Origin of the sequence: Priestia sp. YIM B13486 (assembly GCF_042787865.1) — a bacterium.
Taxonomy (GTDB): domain Bacteria; phylum Bacillota; class Bacilli; order Bacillales; family Bacillaceae_H; genus Priestia; species Priestia megaterium.
In genome coordinates, this window is record NZ_JBHZOZ010000001.1 from 21,690 (window position 1) to 40,828 (window position 19,139).

A 19,139-nucleotide genomic window follows, 5' to 3' on the forward strand; every position below is an offset into this window, starting at 1 on the left:
ACAGAAGAGGATCTCTTCTGTTTTTATTTAGTAGAGGTGATATCTGCTTTTGCTTTTTGCTTTTGTTTTTGCTTTTTCATTGCTTTTAGTAAGAACCCGCCTTTAAATTTACGCGGCTCGTATGAAATAATGAAAGCACGAGGCTCATATTCTTCAATGAATGCTAATAGCTCTTCTTCTCTACTTCTTTTTGTTAAAATGTCTAATCTATAGCGTGCACTGTCTCTTCCTTCTCCTTGATAAACAGTAACACCAAAACCTTCTTGTCGAAGGCGGTTAATCAACTCTTCATTTTTGGTCATAAGGTTAACTAAGAATGTTGTATATCCGATAGCAAGTCTAGATTCGATATAACTTCCAAGAATAATTCCCACTCCAAACCCAACTGCATATACAACCATAGCAAGCGTGCTTTGATCTCCTGAAAATACAAGAGATAAGCCGAATACATAAATTAACGCTTCAACAAATCCAAAAACCGAGGCATACATACTCATACCTTTGACTAAAAAAATTGTGCGCAGCGTCAAGATCGGTACATAGATCAGTTGCAAAAGCAAGATTAACAAAATATCTTTCAATTTATACACCTCTTTTTAACAATTAAAAATATGACGATTTCATTGTATCACTCCGTATTTATAGAAGATATAGTAAAAATAAATTTTTTCTATATATTTTTTACATCATATTCTTGTATATTTCCTAAGAGCAAAAGTAACTATTTTATCTTTTGAAAAATAAAAAGAATCTGCCAATTATCAGATTCTTTTTTTATCATTTTCCCTTTTTAAAAGCCCGTAAACCCTCCAAATACGCTCGTTGTATAAATAATAATTTTTGTCATCCAGTCAAAATACAAAATAAATCCCATACCAATCATTGCATATCCGCCAACTTTCATCATGGAATTCATATGTTTTTTTAACCAGTTCATTTTCCCGATAAAAAACGTCATAATAAAAAATGGAATAGAAAACCCAAGTGAATAAGCTATCATATACAAAAGACCGGAGCCTGGGTTTGTCGCTGCAAGGGCCATAACCGATACTAAAATAGGGCCCGTACACGGAGTCCAGCCGGCAGCAAAAGCCATACCAATAAAAGAAGAACCTAAGAGTCCAGCCGGCTTATTTGCGAATTTAAGCTTGTGTTCCTGCATAAGAATTCGAGGCTTAAAAATTCCTAGTACAACTAGACCAAAGAAAATAATAAGAATAGCGCCAATCTGCCGAATTAAATCCTTATAGTTAAAAAACCACTGACCAATAAAAGAAGTAGCAAAGCCAATCATAATGAAAATAACAGAAAACCCCAATAGAAAAAATGCTGTGTGAATAAAAGCTTTGCGCTGATGTGACTTAGCGCCTTCCTTTAGCTCGCTAACTGACACTCCCGTTATGTACGATAAAAAAGCTGGGTACAAAGGCAAACAGCAGGGTGAAATAAACGATAAAAACCCCGCCCCGAATGCCAAAAACAAATTTAAATCTCCCACATTTCCCACTTCCCTTTTTTGTTCTTTTTCGTTACCATTTTGTAACCAAATTGTCTTATCTCACTTCTTTCAAATAGTACCATTATCTTGTATAATTAGGTAAACGACTTGTTAGAAGGGATACATAGCATTGGCCAAAAAAGATATTCTATTAGCGATTGAAAAGAAACGAGAAGAACTCATCCGCATAGTCCGAGTAAGTGGATTAAACTCTCCACCTGCTATTAAACATAGTCAAGAATTAGATCATTTATTAAACGTTTACAATGAATTCCCTGCTCAAACAACAGAAACAACCTCTTCATGAAGGTTGTTTCTTTTTTTACCTTCACTCTATCAATTCTGTATAAATCTCTTTTACTCCTGTTTCTTTGCTGAAATTCTCTTCTTTTTCACTGTGCTGAAGCTGATACATATTATAGTACAAACCGCCTTTGTTTAGCAGTTCAGTATGTGTGCCTTTTTCGACGATTTTTCCTTTATGCAGTACTAAAATACAGTCGGCGTGTTGAATAGTGGATAAACGATGGGCAATCGCAATTGTTGTACGGCCTTTTCCCATATCTCTTAACACTTCTTGAATCGCTTCTTCTGTTTCTGTATCAATGTGTGCTGTTGCTTCATCAAGAATAAGGATTTTAGGATTCCGGATGACCGTTCTTGCAAATGCTAAGAGCTGACGCTGGCCGCTTGATAAAGTGGAACCTCTTTCGACTAGCACTTCATTATACTTATTAGGAAGGGCTTCGATAAATGCATGAGCTTGCACAAATTCCGCCGCTGCTTTTACTTGTTCATCAGAAAAATGGTCTTCGTGCAGCGTAATATTTCGTTTTACGGTATCTGCAAATAAAAAGGCATCTTGAAGCACTAGCCCTACCTCATCTCGAAGCTGTTTATTTGAAAAAGACGATAGCGGTTTATTATCGATCAAAATGTCTCCTTTTTGCTGCTCATAAAAACGCATTAATAAATTAATGATGGAGCTTTTTCCGCTTCCCGTATGGCCTACTAAAGCCACTGTTTCTCCTTCGTTTACCGTAAACGATATATCAGAAAGTACATCTCGAACACCGTCATAGGAAAACGTTACATTTCTGAATTCTACCGTTCCTTTTTGTACCCCCTGCTTTTGTTCTCCTGTCATGACTGGATTTTTTTCTTTTTCATCCATCAAGTTAAACACCCGAGAGGCTGATACCATCGCTTGCTGATACATAGAGAGACGCTGCATCATTTCATTAACAGGCTCAAAAAAACGATCCAAGTAGTTGATAAACGCGTAAAGAACACCAATTTTAACAGGACTGTCAGCTACGGAAACACCAAAATAACTGAGCACAAGAATAACGGCTAACATGTAAAGAATTTCGACTGCCGGTCTTAGCAGCAAACCATCTAACTTAATATTGCGCATACCCGCTTTGTAATGCTCATCATTGATTTCTTCAAATTCCGAGCGCAGCCGCTTTTCTTGACGAAATAACTGAATAATAGACATGCCTTGCAAAGACTCATGAAGCTTGGCATTTAACTGGCTTAGCTTTTCTCGAAGCTGTCCGTAGTAAATAGCGCTGTAATGCTGATAAAGCTTCATAAGTCCCCAAATGAACGGGAGAAGAACTAAACAATAAAAAGCCAGCTTCACATCTAGCATAAACATGGCTATAAAAATACCGACCAAAAATACCCCATTTTGAATAAAAACCGCGATGACTTCCACAAACATTTCTTTCATGGCTTCCGTGTCATTTGTAATTCGAGATACCAGGCTTCCTGTTGGCGTGTTGTCAAAAAAGCGAAGAGCCAGGCGATGAACATGAGAAAAAACGTCAATTCGAATCTGCTGAATAATTTGAAGCGCAATTTTTTGGAACTGCAGAAGCTGAAAGTATTGAACGAAAATTTTTAAAAGCTGTAAAAGCAAATAACTGCTTGCAAGCCACACAAGAGGCTGAAGAGGCAAATACTTAGGAGTTAAATAATCGTCAATGAAAATTTTAATCAAAATGGGCCCTAATAAATCCGCAGCCGTAGCAATTAATAATAATGTGAACGCTAAAAAAAATGATTTTTTATGCGGAATTGTATAGCGAAACAGACGTTTATGTACCGAAGAATGCTCAATTTTCATTTTTCGTCTCTCCTTCTTCTACCGCACGTTCAAGCTGCTGTCTATCGTACATATCCTGGTACCAGCCGCTCACGCTAAGCAGTTCCTCATGAGTTCCTCGCTGAATAATTTTCCCTTTATCAAGTACAAGAATCAGGTCTGCATGAGTAACCGAGCTCAGCCGATGCGCTGTAATAATCGTTGTTCGATTTTGACGTTTCTGCTTCAGCGCTTGTAAAATACCCGCTTCCGTTTTTCCATCTACCGCTGATAGCGAGTCGTCTAAAATTAAAAGCTCAGGATCTAATAGAAGAGCTCTTGCAATCGAGATACGCTGTTTTTGTCCACCCGATAACGAAACGCCTTTTTCACCTACTATTGTTTGATAGCCATCCGTAAAATCGAGGATGTCTCTATGTACATTGGCAACTTTAGCCGCTTCTTTAGCTTCTTGATTGCTTGCTTCTTTTTTTCCAAACGCGATATTATCAGCAACTGTTGTTGAAAACAAAAAGTGATCTTGAGGAACATACCCAATGCTTTGGTACAATGAATCAAAAGCATAGTCTTTAATGTCTTTTCCTCCCCATAAAACAGCTCCGTCGCTTACATCAAATTCACGAAGCAGCAGCTTTAAAAGCGTGGTTTTCCCAGCTCCCGTCTTTCCGACAATACCTAACGTTTGACCGCGAGAAAGTGTAAAATAAATTTCGTTTAACGTATATCCGTTTTCTTTACCATACGAAAACCTCTGAATAACAGCTTCAATATTTCCTGTTGGCATTTCAACACTGGGATGCGCTGCTTCTTCAATCGAATTTTCTTCTTTTAATAAAGAAAATACCCTGTCATATGATGCTCTTCCTCGTTCCACAATGTTAAATAGCCAGCCAAACGCGAGCATCGGCCAAATAAGAAGGCCCAAATAAGTTGTAAAGGTAACAAGCTGCCCCAGTGTCAACTCTTCACTAATAACCATCTTGCTGCCAAAAATAAGAGCAAGTAAAAAAGAAAGTGCTACAATAATCGAAATGGTCGGATCAAACAATGCATCTACTCGGGCTACTTTCATGTTCTTTTGCACAACATCTGCAGACTTGATGCGAAATTCTTCGACATCAGCTGCTTCTTCCCCAAACGTCTTAATGACTTTAATTCCGCTAATGCTTTCTTGAACCTTATCATTTAAAGTAGAAAATGCTGCTTGTGCGTGATGAAACCGCGCATGAAGCAATGTACCATAGTAACTCGTTAAAACGGCCATAAGCGGCATAGGAATAAGGCAAATAAGCGTTAATTTCCAGCTGATTGTGAGGGCCATTGTGCATAGAACAAGCCCTCCTGTGACAATGGAATCCACGAGTGTCAAAACACCCGAACCTGCAGTTTGTTGAATAGCTTGAATATCGTTTGTTGCATGGGCCATCAAATCCCCAATTCGCCGCCGTTGATAAAAGGCCTGATTCATCTTGGTAAAATGAGTGTAGAGGGTATTTCTCAGCTGCTTGGCTAGTTTAACAGATGAACCAAATATCATAATACGCCATATGTATCTTGTGAAATAGGCCACAACAGCAGCTCCTAGCAAAATTCCAACCATCTGCATTAAGCGCTTTCCATTCAGCGTCCCTTCTTTAATGCCATCTACCGTTAAACCAATAATTTTAGGCGGGAGAAGTTCTAATGCTGCCACAATAATGAGCAACGCTATCCCCGTTATGTAAGACTTTTTTTCCTGTTTGAAAAACCACCATAACTCTCGAAAAATTTTCATCGTATCCCCCTAACCCCACAACCATTTTCTTATCTCTATCATAAAACAAAAGACACCCTTCTGAATAGAGAGTGTCTGTCCAATTAACCATTATTTAATTTGGCCGTTCATTGCTTTCATCATTTGGTTAATTTTTTTCTGCGATGGTTTCATGCCCATTTGCATCATCATCATTTTTAACATTTGTTCATTAATTGGTGGATTTTTCTTCAGATAGCTCATCATATACTTACGAGCAATGAAAAATCCTAGCGCTATCCCAACAATTAATGCTAGAACACCAACTAGAATATACATTCCCATGGTATTACTTCCTCCTTCGTGTTGTCTAACTTACAGTGTACTAGACCATACGCTATTATACAATATTTCCGTTCCAATTTCCTTAAATAATTACACAAATTTTCTTGTTTTCACAGGCCTCAGCCAGCCGTATTCATCCGTTCCATAATTCACTGCTAAAAAACAAGGATCTAGCTTGCGTAATACTTCAAAAAAAGCTGTCTCAGCATCAACATTGCCATCTCCTTCAATTGTTATACAGCGATTCGTTAATTTTATAGATGCTCGACTTTTTTTATGAGGATATTCCAGCACAAACGTCTCTTGATGAGTAAAAAAATGAGGATAATGAGAAAACGCCTGAAGCAATTCTCGTTGAATAAATGAAATGGGCAGTTGGCGAGTAATGTAATGAACTTGTTTTTGTAAGTGCGTTTCCTGCAAGTGACGTTTCATTCTATATTCAATCAGCAGCTGATAAATGAGCTTTTCTCTTCGAAAATAGGATGATGCAACTTCTTCTTCCATTAAATATACTTCATACGTTCTCACGATTCATCCTCCCTTTCGGCTCGTTCTTTTTTGTACCATTATACCGAATGGTGTACGCAATGCTTGTCTATCGATGAAAAAATTCCTTTGTTTTTTTGTCGAAAAAAAGAGCAGACCACAGGAGTCTGCTCTTTCTTATGAAAAAGAATTATGCATTAAGCAAGCTTTTCACTTTTGCTACTACATTTTCAACTGTAAAACCAAATTCTTTCATGATTGTTTCACCAGGAGCAGATGCACCGAAGTGATTAATACCAAGAACTTGTCCTTCGTCTCCAACATAGCGTTCCCAGCCAAGTGTAGAAGCCATTTCAATACCTAAACGTTTTTTCACTGATTTAGGGATAACACTTTCTTTGTACTCAGCAGATTGCTCTTCGAAACGATCCCACGCAGGCATACTTACTACAGATACATCAATGCCTTCTGCAGCTAATGCTTTTTGTGCTTCTACTGCTAGGCTTACTTCAGAGCCTGTTGCAAGTATTAACGCATCCGCTTGGTCTTTACCAGCTTTAGATACAACATATGCACCTTTAGACACGCCTTCGTATGCATTTTCTTTTGTACCTTCAAGCGTTGGCAAGTTTTGACGAGTCAATACAAGCGCCGTTGGGCGGTCAGTTGACTCTAATGCTAAGCGCCATGCAGCAGCTGTTTCATTTGCATCTGCAGGACGAACCACTGAAAGACCTGGCATTGCACGAAGTGATGGCAATTGTTCAATTGGCTCATGTGTTGGGCCGTCTTCTCCAACTGCGATACTGTCATGTGTGAATACATATGTTACAGGAAGCTTCATTAAAGCTGCTAAGCGAATTGCTGGGCGAAGATAATCAGAGAATACAAAGAATGTTCCTCCGAATACTTTTACACCGCCGTGTAGAGCCATACCGTTTAATGCAGCTCCCATTGCAAATTCACGTACACCGAACCAGATATTACGTCCGCTGTAATCAGCTGCAGTGAAGTCTTCTGAACCTTTAATCATTGTTTTATTTGAGCCAGCTAAGTCAGCTGAACCGCCGAAGAATTGAGGTACAGCTTGTGCTACTGCGTTTAATACTTCTCCAGAAGAAGCACGGCTAGCTAGGCTTGAACCCGTTTCGTATGCTGGAAGCGTTTCTTCCCAGCCTTCCGGTAACTTTCCTTCTACTGCCAGTTCAAATTGACGACCTAGTTCAGGGTATTTTTCTTTATACTGTGCAAATACATCGTTCCATTCGTTTTCTTTCTTTTGGCCATCTTCAGCAATTGTAGCTTTGAAGTGAGCATACACTTCTTCTGGCACATAGAAATCTTCTTCAAATGTCCATGCATAAGCTTCTTTTGTTAATTTTGTTTCATCGGAACCTAATGGAGAACCGTGCACGCCAGAAGTACCCGCGTGGTTTGGAGAACCAAATCCGATTGTTGTTTTTACTTCAATTAGCGTCGGGCGTGTTAAATCGCCTTTTGCTTCTTCAATTGCGTTTGCAATCGCTGTCAAGTCATTGCCGTCTTCAACGCGGATTACTTGCCATCCGTAAGCTTTGAAACGATCTTCTACGTTCTCAGAGAACGAGCGATCTAAATCTCCGTCTAAAGAAATATCATTTGAATCGTATAAAACAACTAAACGTCCTAATTTTAAGTGTGCTGCTAATGAAGCTGCTTCAGCAGATACACCTTCCATTAAGTCTCCGTCACCACAAATACCATACGTAAAGTGGTCTACAATTTCTAAACCTTCTTTGTTGTATGTTTCAGCTAAATGACGTTCTGCCATTGCTTTACCAACAGCCATTGCAATACCTTGTCCTAGTGGACCAGTTGTTGCATCAACACCTGCTGTATGACCGAACTCTGGATGACCTGGTGTTTTACTTCCCCATTGACGGAAGTTTTTAAGGTCTTCAATTGATAAGTCATATCCAGCTAAATGAAGCAAGCTGTATAATAGTGCCGATCCGTGTCCTGCTGATAATACAAAGCGGTCACGGTTGAACCAGTTTGGATTCTTTGGATTGATGTTCATAAATTTTGTCCACAATGTATATGCCATTGGAGCAGCTCCCATTGGCATACCTGGGTGACCTGAATTTGCTTTTTCAATCGCATCGATTGATAAAGTACGAATTGTTGCAATCGAAAGATCTTCAATACGTTGTGTCATACTCTTCATTCCTTTCAAAACTATGTACATATGTTATCATACTAATGATTTGCTTATTTGTACAATACTTGAACCAAAAAATTTTCCACTTTTACAGTTTTTGTGTGCCTTATTAAAAATATACAAAAAACTAGAAGGAACACTCCCTCTAGTTTTACTAGAACGTCTTAGTGAAGACGCTTCTTTTTACTCTCTTTTAACTTCTTAGGCGTAACATCTTTACCTTCTTCGTCCACAACTTTAATCGTATGAAGGTGATTTGTCATAGATTGTCGGAAAACTTTTAAATATTCCTGACGTAGCTCTTGCTGTTCTTTCGCTTCAGATTCTGTCAGACCTTCAGCCTTTGCCTTTTTTGAAAGAGCATTAATACGAGCAAGTTTATCTTTTGATAGCATATAAAACCTATCTCCTTATAATCAATAATTAAAATTACCGAACCGTTCCGGCAACATGTAGTCATCTTACTAAATCTCTTTCGTTTTATCAAGAGATTGAGCATTCTCTTGGTATTCTTGATAGCGGCGATGTACCGTCGCTTTTGAAATATTATAGCCAAAACCTTTTAGCGTAACTGAAATTTCAGCAAAGGTTAAGCCGTTATGACGAAGACGGACAATTTCTTCAATTGGCGCTTCTTTTTTTTCTCTTCCCGAGTTAACTCCTTGATTTTTTAAATTTTGCTGCGGACGATAACCGTTTTCTACAGCTCTTTTCATTCCTCTTTTAATTTTAGCATTATGTAATTTCCGCTGATGCTCTTCCACTAAGCTAATAATATCTAACACCATTGAATCAGATTCTGAAAGCTGAAGCTGGCCTTGATGACTAATCGTATAGATGGTAGCATTTTCTTTATGAAAAGCATGAAGCAGCGCAATTCGAGCATTTCCTCTGCCTAATCGTGTTTCATCTTGAATAAGCAACACAGATATTTTTTCTTCTTTCATTGTATGAAGAACATCCAAAATACCCTCTCTGTCTACTTCATATCCGCTTGCTTTTTCCATTACGACTTTTTTTACGTCTAGATGGTGAAGAGCAGCAAGCTTTTTTAATTCTTCTTGCTGGCGCTGTAAAGATGTTTCTTGGGTTTTTTTATCCGTACTGACACGGCAATAAATAATGGCATCCACTTTTATCACGACCTTTTCGGCTTCTAACAATATTCAGGAACGGCCGTTACACACTACTGTTCAATTGCCACTTGATTATGTAACTCTTTTTTTAAAACAGGAATATATAATTTATCTCCAGGAGATAAAGACTGGGCAGTGTCTGAGTTTAAATCATTGACGTCTTCAACCCATTTGACAAATTCATTGGTGGTCAAATGATGGTGATTATGATACTTGTTGGACAATTCCCAAAGCGTATCTCCTTTTGTAATAGTAACCGTTGAATATTTGTCTAAATCTACTTTATCCGCTCCTAAAACCAGCGTCAATACATATGTAAGTGCAGCGATAACTGCAAAAAAAATAGCGTAATGTTTCATAGAATGTAAGAATTGTTGCATATTATGATCCCCCTGTCAGAATATATGTTCTTATTTTATTGAGAACATTTGTTTCTGTCAATGGAATTATTCGAACTTATGTTTGTATATTGACACATCACGTGGTATAATTCACCTAAAGAATAGCTAAAATCGAGGTGAAAAATATGAAGCTATCAAAACGTCAACAAGACATACTAGATTTTATTAAGCATGAAGTAAAATTAAAAGGTTATCCGCCTTCTGTTCGTGAGATTGGGGAAGCGGTAGGATTAGCCTCTAGCTCCACTGTACACGGGCATTTAGCTCGTTTAGAAAGCAAAGGGTTAATTCGCAGAGATCCGACAAAACCAAGAGCAATCGAAGTTCTTCAACTAGACGAAGTAAACATCCCTAAAAGCAATGTCATTAATGTTCCTGTTATCGGTAAAGTAACAGCGGGTCTGCCTATAACAGCTGTTGAAAATGTGGAAGAATATTTCCCTCTTCCAGATAAATTCGTTTCTCCAGATGATCATGTATTTATGCTTGAAATTATGGGAGAAAGTATGATTGAAGCAGGTATTCTAGATGGCGATATGGTAATCGTACGTCAGCAGCAAACAGCTAATAATGGAGATATTGTGGTCGCTATGACCGAAGACAACGAAGCAACGGTAAAACGTTTCTTTAAAGAAGAAAATTTCGTTCGTTTACAGCCTGAAAATTCAACGATGGCGCCTATTATTCTTCGCCACGTAACGATTTTAGGAAAAGTAACTGGTGTATATCGCACGATTCACTAATCAGACACTGTATGTAAAACCAACTAATGATGATGTTAGTTGGTTTTTTTACGTTTGTTTTCTAAAAAAATTGGCATATTATAAATGATACGTTGAATCATTGCAGGCAGGTAGAACGGTTTTTATAAAGCTTGTTTTACCTTTTACTTTCTACCTGCATTTCCTCGACTCTTACAAGGAAATACAACCGACCATAAGAAGGATGTAGTTTATGACCAATACACCAAGGAAAACAGAACCATTTCAAACCATTGTACCTACCAAAGCAATGAACATGTTTCTTTTTCCTTTTTCCTTTGACCGAAAAAATAAAGAGCAGCTTGTTCATGCGCTGAAAGCAAATTTGTTCGAGTTTTTCTCCATTCAAAACAAACATTTAGAAAAAGAATACTACGGAGAACAATATTACGTATCTCATGATAGCCTGGATCAATATTTTCTTCCTTACATTGAATGCATTCTATTCCCTGACTCGTGCGAAAAAGAAGGGTTGCTTCGATTTTCAAAAAAAATAGACCATGCCATTACGTTACACACTTCCTCCACCACCGTGTCTAGCAACGTGCTGTCTGTGGATGTTTTTTTATGTCCTTTTGAAATTGGCGTCATGACCATTCGCACTGAGATGAGCCATAATCATTACACCTATGATGATATTTTAGAGTTCATGAATCATTTTCGTGTATTAGAACCGAAGCTTGCTGAAGAGCATGGATCCACCATTACCTATGAACACCACCGCTATAGCAAAGTACAAGATTATATTTTTTCACAGCTCGCGCCATTTTTGAACGAACACATCAAGAAAGAAGCCACACGTGAACAGCATGTGGGGAGCCTTCCTTATTTTATCGATGAACGGATGTTTGTGTTAAGTTATGTAACGGTAAATCAAGAGCAAGAGATTAATTCCACAACTTTATTTCGTACTGGACAGCTAAATAGCTATATGCCTGACGGGAAAGCGTTTATTTCTGCACACAATCATGAGTATATTAAAACGTATAATACTAAACACGTGTATTCCAGATGGGCTCCTGAAACCTATTACGTCATAACAGACCATGTGTTTTCATGTATTTCTAAATCGACAGACTCTAAAACGGATCAGCTTTTGATGAATCATCTATTTGGCCAGCATTACTATAATTTATTTTTACATTTTTTCTATAAAATCGTGTTGCTAAAACTATCTTATGAGTATTCTCAGCTCACGTTTCATAAAAATTCAGAGGGCATTGAACGACTAATCCGCTCTATTACCGTGTTCTCAGGTAAATATTTATTTTTAGAAATTAGCTCTCGCACAGAAGGTCAAGAGTTTTCTGAGCTCTTTAAAAAAATCTTCCATATCAATTCTCTTTATCAAGAAGTCAAAGAAACTCTTGGTACTTTGTACCAAAATCAAGAGAAAATCGCAGCTAAGCGTCATAATTACTTATTATTAATTTTAACGATTTACACGGTTCTTTCCGGTATTTACGGAATGAATTTAGTTATTAGCAAACTAAAGGGAAATATCAATTGGGATAGTATGAAGCAGTTTTCTATCTTTGAATATATCGCTTTAATAGTAGCTCTATCAGGAATTCTGATCAGCATTAGTCTCGGAGTGAGTTCCCTATGGAATTTATTAAAAGATCGGTTTAAAACATAAAAGCTGTTCGCATCAGAAAACACATGATAAAAAAGAAGAGATTGAGACATAACTAAATCAAGCGAATCTATAGGGGAACAAATGGAATAAATAAGCTAGTAGGGATTGCTTGTTACACCGCTGTTGATTTCCGTGCAAGACTTCGCTTTCCGCGGGCGGCCGATGAGCCTCCTCGTCGCTTACGCTCCTGCGGGGTCTCACCTGTTCCGCTTTTCCCGCAGGAGTCTTCGTCTTGCCCTCCAATCAACTGCTGGAAGGAACTAAACAAATGAAACCTACGTTCACCATAAAAAAACGAACCACTAATCAAACATGATGATCAATGGTTCGTTTTTCACTTCGACTAAAATCCTTTTTTCCCAACCTCTTTTATCTATTACTAAATCACTGCCTACTCCGCTTACCCTTTTATCAAATGTTATGCTGCTGTTGTAATTTCAGAACAATCTAATATTATACTCTATAAGAAAAATATATACAAAATAATAAAATATGGTATCATAGGGTAGGAATTTTGTACCTTATCTTTGAAATAATTTGCAGGAGGTAATATGCTTAACTCATTTTTATCCAAAAGCCTGATCTTTTTATGTGTCATTATTCTCACATGGTCTCTATGGGGCAGTTACAGTGCGATGACAAATTCATTGGAATTAAAAGGCTTGGCTTTAAGTAATTCATTTATTATTGAAGGAATATTTTTCACTTTCCTTGTCATTTTTCTAATAGCAATTGCAAGTAGATACATGAACAAAACTGTTTTTTTTATTTCACTGATTGTTTTGACGTTAGGTATTCGACTAGCATGGATGCTTTCTGTTCAAACGCCTGTAAAATCTGACTTTCTTGTCATGTTAGATGCCGCGCGTAATATCGCAAAAGGAAATTACGAATTTAACCAAAGCGTTTATTTTACTACATGGGTATATCAGCTAGGCTTTTCATTCTATGAATCTGTTATTATTCGCTGTTTTGGAGATAATATTTTTATATTAAAATTGTTAAATATTTTTTATTCCACTGGAACCGTTATTTTTATTTATTTAATTGGCGCAAAAGTATTTAACGAACTTGCTGGGAGAATGGCAGCTTTTCTATATGCGTTCTACATTCCGAACATTCTCTATAGCTCAGTGTTAACTAACCAGCATTTAGCTACTTTTTTATTTTATGCAGCTTTTTACCTTATTATAAAAAGATTTGCTCATAACAAGTTTAGCTGGCTTTATATTGGCCTTCTATTGTCGTTAGGAAATTTAATGCGCCCTCTAGGACCTATTATTATCGTTGCTGTTTTCATTTATTTCATCTTGCAAATTCTTCAACCTTACATTAAAACGAAGGATGCTGCTGAATTAAAAGCTCGTCGAAAGAAAATAGGAAAAAACCTCGTAGGCATACTGGCTACTTTTTTTATTGCAAATGCGCTAATCAACTATTCTTTTGTAGCCAGCGGTATTTCTAAATATCCTTTAAGTAACAGAGATCCTTTATGGAAATTCGTCATTGGCTTTAATTACGAAACAAGCGGTTCTTATTCTTCAGAGGATGCTAGTCGTTTTATGGGTATGCCAATTGGAGAAAAACGAGCTGAAGCAGAAAAAGAGGTAATTAAAGAGCGGGTAGCAGATAAAGAGCAGCTTTTAGATCTCTTTCACATTAAATTCCTAAATATGTGGGGAGGAACGGATGCATCTACATTTTGGAGCATTTCATTAACTCCTCAAGAAGATGTACCTTTTAATAAAGAGAAATTAATTAGTGCTGCTCAAAGTTATGAAAGAATTATTTATGTTTCAACTACTATTCTTTCCATTATTGGACTTATATGTTTATTCCTGAAGAAGCAGGATAAATATCCGTATACACTGTTTTTATTACTAATCATAGGATACGTTCTTATTCACTTGCTTATTGAAATTCAAACTCGCTATCGATTCTTTATTTTTCCAAGCTTTATGCTGCTCGAAGGGTTTGGTATTTCAGTGATTCTATCCTATTTAATAGTACGATTTACTAAAAATGAGCCCAAGACAAAATGTAAAGAGATAAATTAAATGGAAGGGATTATGCAACCGTGATAAAATTCCTGAAATTCGGATTTGTAGGTATAATGAATACCCTGCTCACTATTATCAGTTATTTAGCACTCATTCATTTTGATATGAATTATATATTGGCTAACGTACTATCTTATTTTATTGGCGTCATAAACAGCTACTATTGGAACAAATCGTGGGTGTTTCAAGCAACCGTACACAAATGGATGTTAGCTCAATTTTTTATCGTAAACCTTATTACTTTAGCAATTAATACAAGCTGCTTATTCCTTCTTGTACACTATACACCTGCTAATCCAATAATCGGACAACTGTTGTCTACTTGTATAGGAATGTTTATCAATTTTTTCCTTAATAAATTATGGACGTTTAAGCACACAAACAATCACTCGATAGGAGGTAAAGCATGAAAGAACTAATTTCAATCGTGGTACCTATGTATTTTGAAGAAGAAGTAGCTAATGAATGCTACAATCGCTTGCTTTCCGTCATGCATAAAAACCACATTAACTATGAATTCATTTTCGTCAATGACGGCAGCACCGACCGAACAATTGAAATCTTGAAAAACGTAGCGGCTATGGATTCTAACGTAAAAGTTATTGATTTCGCTCGTAATTTCGGGCACCAAACTGCCGTAACAGCAGGCATTGATTATGCTCAAGGTGATGCCATCGTTATTATTGATGCGGACTTACAAGATCCGCCAGAAATGATTCCCGAATTAATTGCTAAATGGCAGCAAGGCTATGAAATTGTATATGCAAAGCGCAAGAAACGAAGCGGAGAGACCTTTTTTAAATTAGCCACGGCTAAGTATTTTTATCGCTTTTTAAATTATATGTCCGATATCGAAATCCCTAAAGACACGGGAGATTTTCGTATTATCGACCGAAAAGTAGCGGATGTATTCAAAAAAATGACTGAACGTAATCGTTTTGTACGAGGAATGATGTCTTGGATTGGCTTCAGGCAAACATATGTAGAATATGAGCGCGATGAACGTTTTGCTGGTGAAACAAAATATCCTTTAAAAAAGATGATCAAGTTTGCTTCAGATGGAATTATTGGGTTTTCAACGAAGCCTTTGCGTTTAGTAATGGTTATTGGCTTATTATCGGTTTTTGTATCACTTTTAGTTTTAAGTTATTCGATTGTTGTTTGGCTGATAGGTAAAAATATTCAGCCTGGCTGGACTTCTATTATGGTAGCTATCACCTTCTTTAGCGGTATTCAGCTACTTGGTTTAGGTCTAGTCGGACAATACATCGCAAGAATTTACGATGAAAGTAAAAATAGACCTATTTACGTTGTACGTGAAACCATTAACTTCTCGAAAGCTTCAACAGATTCTCCAAACGTACGTGAAAAAGTATATAGCTAAAAAAACAAGGAAGAAAACAGTTGTTTTCTTCCTTGTTCTTATTCTTTTTGAAGCTGTAAATCACTTGGCGCCCAGTCCGGAATTCCATCATCTTCATCAAATTCAATAATGACATCCGTTACTCCTTTTTCCTGTAAAATACGATTTTCCAGACGATCTTTAATATCATCAGCTTCTGCCACTGTTAAAGAAGGATCAATTTCTACTTTTAATTCAACGTGAAGCTCTTCTCCTTCTTTCATCACCATTAATGTTTGAATATCACGCACTTGTACATCTTGCATGACAATCGCGCCAATTTTTATTTCCATTTCTTTATCTGCTTCACCAAGCGCTCCAGCAGCATTATCTAAAAATACTCGTCCTACTACAAAAAACATCATAAGCCCAATTAAAATAGAAGCAATTCCTTCAGCTTGGTGAAAAGGTGTAAACCGTGAAATGAAAACGGCTATTAACGCCAATACGCCTCCTCCAGTAGCTACCAGATCTTCCATAAAGACCAGCTTGGTTGCTGGCTTTGCTTTCTTTAAATGAACAAAGCTTTGCGTAAAAACATTGACCTCTGCGGTATTCATTCCGACATCGTGCAAAATTTCTTTCATCGCCTTAAATAGGACAAACATCTCAAGTAACACCGAGATGCCAAGTACTGCAATATTTAAAATAAAGCCTGAAGACTTCGTGGGATGAAGAATGTGGTGATATCCTTCTTTAATCGTTTCAAACGCCATAATCCCTACTACAAGAACCGCTCCTAATAGAACGAGATTAACCAATCGGCCGAAACCATTTGGAAATCTTTTGGTCGGGGCTTTTTTACTTAATGCCGAACCTATAAAGACAAAAAACTGATTAGCTGCATCTCCTAAGCTGTGCATCGTTTCAGCAAACATTGCTACATTCCCTGTTAAAGCGAAAGCAATTCCTTTAATGATAGAGATAATGGTATTAACTACAGCGGCCATGATGGCCGATTTATTTCCCTTTCGCAACAATTTAATTAATTCACTCATACAATCCCTCCGTTTGCGCCTTTGATGAGATTCGATTACGGTTAGTGTATGTGAATTTAAAAATTAAAAACCTCCAACATACAAGTTGGAGGTTTTTAGTCATGTTTCATTATTTTTTAAAACGGTACGGTACAGTTGTAACAATTACATTTTTACGGTAAAGCAAATGTGCTTTTAACAGCAGACTGGACTGATTGTGAAGGATATTTTGCCAGCTTTTTTTCGTAATGAATTGCGGAATAACGACCGTAATAGCCATATTATTTTCCCGGGCTTTTTCCTCAGCCATATCGATGAATCGAAACAGCGGCCGCACTAAGCTGCGGTATTGAGAATGAAACGTAACAATACGAATATCAGGCTGCCACTTCTCCCACTTCTCTTCCATTCTCTTTTCGCTTTCTCGATCAAAGGCTACATGTACTGCAATAACGGTATCGCCAATCGTTCTTGCATAATTTAATGAATTTTCTACTACCTTTGTCATTCCTGCTACAGGAACAATGACCACACTTCCTTCAAGCTTTCCAATCTTTTCTCCTTGCTTAATGCGAAGCTGCTCTCCTACCGCTTCATAATGCGTATGAATGCGATGAAAAATATAGACAATAACCGGTAAGAAAATGAGCACGGACCATACTTGTGAAAACTTCGTTGTAAACAAAATAATTAGCACAGTTAAGGTAATGAGGGCACCAATTAAGTTAATGGTTAGCTTCCCTTGCCAGCCGGCCGGCTTTTCTCTAAGCCATTTGACAATCATGCCTGTTTGAGAAAGCGTAAATGGAATAAACACCCCGACTGCATAAAGAGGAATTAATTGTTCAGTCGCTCCTTTAAAAGCTACAATTAAGACAATAGAAGCAATCCCAAGGGTCACAATTCCATTTGAATAGCCTAGTCGATCGCCACGAATTTGAAACATTCTTGGCATGTATTTATCAGACGATAAGTTGACAGCTAGCAAAGGGAAAGCTGAAAAGCCCGTATTCGCCGCTAGCACTAGAATTAGAGCTGTTGTGCCTTGAATAAAATAATAAAATCCATTTCGTCCAAACACACTCGATGCAATTTGTGATACAACCGTTTCATCTGCTTTTGGAGAAATGCCAAGCCAATAAGCTAAAAACGTGATGCCAGAAAATAAAACGGCTAAAATACCGCCCATCAGCATTAATGTATGAACAGCATTTTTTGCACCTGGCTCTTTAAAGTTAGGCACTGCATTTGAAATAGCTTCTACACCTGTTAATGCTGAACAGCCTGACGAAAAAGCTTTTAATAATAAAAACAAACTAATACCTGGCACTACTGTACCGAGAGAGGGATGAAGCTCAGGTGAAACTTGACCTGTCGCTATTTTAAACAAGGCTACCGCTATTAACAAAATAAGAGCAATAACAAATAAATAAACCGGATAAGCTAATACGGAAGCGGATTCTGTTACACCACGTAAATTTAAGACGGTAATAAAAATCACCAGCAAACACGCAATTACTACATTGTAATGATGCAGCGTTGGAAAAGCCGAAGTTAAAGCATCGGTTCCTGCTGAAACACTCACAGCAACTGTTAAAATATAATCCACCAACAGTGATCCTCCAGCGATAAGTCCAGGATTTTCTCCTAAATTGGTTTTCGAAACAATATAAGCTCCTCCGCCTTGCGGATACGCATAAATAATTTGGCGATATGAAAGAATTAAAGCCGTGAGCAGAACCAATACCCCAAGCGCAATTGGAATCGAATACCAATAGGCAAGGACGCCGACTGTTGCAAGTACAATCAAAATTTGTTCTGTTCCATAAGCCACTGAAGATAAGGCATCTGATGATAAAATAGCCAGTGCTTTAAGCTTACTAAGCTTTTGATCGCCTAACTCTTTTGTTTTAAGCGGCTTTCCAATCAATAATCTTTTGAGAACTGAATAGTTCACGTAATTTCCCTCCGATGATTGCTTAGCTACTATTTACTGTCGTTGCTAAGCTCCGTTACAAGTTCACGAATAAGTGATATTATCCCTTAAAAATACCTTTTTATGTTAAAAAAGCGCACAAAAAAAACACTAAGGGTTCTCAGCGTTTTTACACAGCTTAAACCTCCTCTCCAAAACGCTTATGGGGTTAGCTGTCGGATTCGGGCTATGAGAGTAGCCCTACCTTTAAAAAAGGATTCACCCCAAGTGACAATGCACAAATTTGGGTCCCCCACTTCTGACGAATTAAGCGATAACAGGTCAATATAATTTTCGGTTAAATGGTATGATCGATAACATGTTTCTTTCATAACTATCCTTTGTTCTTAGATAATATACTCCCGTACAAATGGTTTGTAAAGCATTATTTTACGCAAACCATAAAATAGT

Annotated in this window: 19 protein-coding genes and 1 riboswitch; of the genes, 6 read left to right on the forward strand and 13 right to left on the reverse strand. The window is 37.4% G+C overall.

Translation table 11 applies throughout. The annotated features are described in order from the left end of the window. Positions 1–23: 23 nt before the first annotated feature. Both ACFX4G_RS00100 and ACFX4G_RS00105 read right to left on the reverse strand, forming a co-directional pair. The gene (locus tag ACFX4G_RS00100) at positions 24–581 is read right to left on the reverse strand and encodes a DUF2179 domain-containing protein (RefSeq protein WP_013058767.1); all 558 of its coding nucleotides are present in this window, start codon (positions 579–581) and stop codon (positions 24–26) included. 209 nt (positions 582–790) lie between these two features. Continuing rightward, positions 791–1,498: a cytochrome c biogenesis CcdA family protein gene (locus ACFX4G_RS00105; protein ID WP_034649306.1), complete on the reverse strand. Its 708-nt coding sequence runs from the start codon at positions 1,496–1,498 to the stop codon at positions 791–793. Positions 1,499–1,628: 130 nt separating this feature from the next. On the opposite strand from ACFX4G_RS00105, the gene ACFX4G_RS00110 reads away from it, so the two are divergent. Continuing rightward, entirely contained in the window at positions 1,629–1,805 is a 177-nt protein-coding gene (locus ACFX4G_RS00110; RefSeq protein ID WP_013084718.1) for an aspartyl-phosphate phosphatase Spo0E family protein, read from the forward strand. Between the two features lie 21 nt (positions 1,806–1,826). Here ACFX4G_RS00110 and ACFX4G_RS00115 read toward each other — a convergent pair whose 3' ends face one another. From ACFX4G_RS00115 to yneA, 8 genes are all read right to left on the reverse strand, one after another. Continuing rightward, on the reverse strand, positions 1,827–3,632 hold the full coding sequence (locus ACFX4G_RS00115; RefSeq protein ID WP_322552385.1) for an ABC transporter ATP-binding protein: 1,806 nt from the start codon (positions 3,630–3,632) through the stop codon (positions 1,827–1,829). Beyond that, a complete protein-coding gene (locus ACFX4G_RS00120; RefSeq protein ID WP_377572554.1) occupies positions 3,622–5,385 on the reverse strand; it encodes an ABC transporter transmembrane domain-containing protein in 1,764 nt (587 codons plus the stop codon). Before ACFX4G_RS00120 ends, ACFX4G_RS00115 begins: the two co-directional genes overlap by 11 nt. Positions 5,386–5,475: 90 nt before the next feature. After that, a complete protein-coding gene (locus tag ACFX4G_RS00125; RefSeq protein WP_013058772.1) occupies positions 5,476–5,688 on the reverse strand; it encodes a YneF family protein in 213 nt (70 codons plus the stop codon). Positions 5,689–5,778: 90 nt separating this feature from the next. Further along, positions 5,779–6,219 carry a sporulation inhibitor of replication protein SirA gene (gene sirA / locus ACFX4G_RS00130; RefSeq protein WP_013084721.1) on the reverse strand — a complete coding sequence of 147 codons (441 nt, stop codon included), beginning with the start codon at positions 6,217–6,219 and terminating at the stop codon, positions 5,779–5,781. A 148-nt stretch (positions 6,220–6,367) separates the two neighbouring features. Next, the gene (gene tkt / locus ACFX4G_RS00135; RefSeq protein ID WP_013058774.1) at positions 6,368–8,374 is read right to left on the reverse strand and encodes a transketolase; all 2,007 of its coding nucleotides are present in this window, start codon (positions 8,372–8,374) and stop codon (positions 6,368–6,370) included. Positions 8,375–8,541: 167 nt separating this feature from the next. Next, positions 8,542–8,772, reverse strand: a complete 231-nt coding sequence (locus ACFX4G_RS00140; RefSeq protein ID WP_013058775.1) for a DUF896 domain-containing protein — start codon at positions 8,770–8,772, stop codon at positions 8,542–8,544. Positions 8,773–8,841: 69 nt separating this feature from the next. After that, on the reverse strand, positions 8,842–9,510 hold the full coding sequence (locus ACFX4G_RS00145; RefSeq protein ID WP_043976570.1) for a YneB family resolvase-like protein: 669 nt from the start codon (positions 9,508–9,510) through the stop codon (positions 8,842–8,844). 53 nt (positions 9,511–9,563) lie between these two features. Further along, positions 9,564–9,893, reverse strand: a complete 330-nt coding sequence (yneA, locus tag ACFX4G_RS00150; protein WP_013084723.1) for a cell division suppressor protein YneA — start codon at positions 9,891–9,893, stop codon at positions 9,564–9,566. Between the two features lie 146 nt (positions 9,894–10,039). Between yneA and lexA the strand changes: the two genes are divergently transcribed. Together lexA and ACFX4G_RS00160 are read left to right on the forward strand one after the other, a co-directional pair. Continuing rightward, positions 10,040–10,657: a transcriptional repressor LexA gene (lexA, locus tag ACFX4G_RS00155; protein WP_013058778.1), complete on the forward strand. Its 618-nt coding sequence runs from the start codon at positions 10,040–10,042 to the stop codon at positions 10,655–10,657. Between the two features lie 211 nt (positions 10,658–10,868). Continuing rightward, on the forward strand, positions 10,869–12,314 hold the full coding sequence (locus ACFX4G_RS00160) for a magnesium transporter CorA family protein (protein ID WP_097824479.1): 1,446 nt from the start codon (positions 10,869–10,871) through the stop codon (positions 12,312–12,314). Between the two features lie 112 nt (positions 12,315–12,426). On the opposite strand, the gene ACFX4G_RS00165 is transcribed toward ACFX4G_RS00160, so the two are convergent. Beyond that, entirely contained in the window at positions 12,427–12,582 is a 156-nt protein-coding gene (locus ACFX4G_RS00165) for a hypothetical protein (RefSeq protein ID WP_165592289.1), read from the reverse strand. Between the two features lie 283 nt (positions 12,583–12,865). Here ACFX4G_RS00165 and ACFX4G_RS00170 point away from each other — a divergent pair, with 283 nt between their 5' ends. The 3 genes from ACFX4G_RS00170 to ACFX4G_RS00180 are packed head-to-tail and all read left to right on the forward strand — an operon-like array spanning position 12,866 to position 15,758. Further along, a complete protein-coding gene (locus ACFX4G_RS00170; protein ID WP_340446904.1) occupies positions 12,866–14,371 on the forward strand; it encodes a glycosyltransferase family 39 protein in 1,506 nt (501 codons plus the stop codon). A 20-nt stretch (positions 14,372–14,391) separates the two neighbouring features. Beyond that, the gene (locus ACFX4G_RS00175; RefSeq protein WP_097824481.1) at positions 14,392–14,784 is read left to right on the forward strand and encodes a GtrA family protein; all 393 of its coding nucleotides are present in this window, start codon (positions 14,392–14,394) and stop codon (positions 14,782–14,784) included. Further along, complete coding sequence (locus ACFX4G_RS00180; protein ID WP_192996279.1) at positions 14,781–15,758, forward strand: glycosyltransferase family 2 protein; 978 nt, start codon at positions 14,781–14,783, stop codon at positions 15,756–15,758. The genes ACFX4G_RS00175 and ACFX4G_RS00180 overlap by 4 nt, the downstream gene beginning before the upstream one ends. A 38-nt stretch (positions 15,759–15,796) precedes the next feature. Here the strand turns inward: ACFX4G_RS00180 and ACFX4G_RS00185 are convergent, their stop codons facing one another. Next, positions 15,797–16,774, reverse strand: coding sequence for a cation diffusion facilitator family transporter (locus ACFX4G_RS00185; protein ID WP_043976567.1), 978 nt, complete (start codon positions 16,772–16,774; stop codon positions 15,797–15,799). Between the two features lie 109 nt (positions 16,775–16,883). Next, a complete protein-coding gene (locus tag ACFX4G_RS00190; protein ID WP_377572557.1) occupies positions 16,884–18,710 on the reverse strand; it encodes an APC family permease in 1,827 nt (608 codons plus the stop codon). A gap of 161 nt (positions 18,711–18,871) precedes the next feature. Next, a riboswitch (cyclic di-AMP (ydaO/yuaA leader) is annotated at positions 18,872–19,012 on the reverse strand. Positions 19,013–19,139: the final 127 nt, after the last annotated feature.

Excerpts from the sequence above, each read along its gene's own strand:
- yneA (WP_013084723.1), bottom strand. The coding sequence starts at position 9,893 with ATGCAACAATTCTTACATTCTATGAAACATTACGCTATTTTTTTTGCA.
- ACFX4G_RS00170 (WP_340446904.1), top strand. The coding sequence starts at position 12,866 with ATGCTTAACTCATTTTTATCCAAAAGCCTGATCTTTTTATGTGTCATT.
- ACFX4G_RS00140 (WP_013058775.1), bottom strand. The coding sequence starts at position 8,772 with ATGCTATCAAAAGATAAACTTGCTCGTATTAATGCTCTTTCAAAAAAG.
- tkt (WP_013058774.1), bottom strand. The coding sequence starts at position 8,374 with ATGACACAACGTATTGAAGATCTTTCGATTGCAACAATTCGTACTTTA.
- lexA (WP_013058778.1), top strand. The coding sequence starts at position 10,040 with ATGAAGCTATCAAAACGTCAACAAGACATACTAGATTTTATTAAGCAT.
- ACFX4G_RS00185 (WP_043976567.1), bottom strand. The coding sequence starts at position 16,774 with ATGAGTGAATTAATTAAATTGTTGCGAAAGGGAAATAAATCGGCCATC.
- ACFX4G_RS00115 (WP_322552385.1), bottom strand. The coding sequence starts at position 3,632 with ATGAAAATTGAGCATTCTTCGGTACATAAACGTCTGTTTCGCTATACA.
- ACFX4G_RS00125 (WP_013058772.1), bottom strand. The coding sequence starts at position 5,688 with ATGGGAATGTATATTCTAGTTGGTGTTCTAGCATTAATTGTTGGGATA.
- ACFX4G_RS00160 (WP_097824479.1), top strand. The coding sequence starts at position 10,869 with ATGACCAATACACCAAGGAAAACAGAACCATTTCAAACCATTGTACCT.
- ACFX4G_RS00120 (WP_377572554.1), bottom strand. The coding sequence starts at position 5,385 with ATGAAAATTTTTCGAGAGTTATGGTGGTTTTTCAAACAGGAAAAAAAG.
- ACFX4G_RS00180 (WP_192996279.1), top strand. The coding sequence starts at position 14,781 with ATGAAAGAACTAATTTCAATCGTGGTACCTATGTATTTTGAAGAAGAA.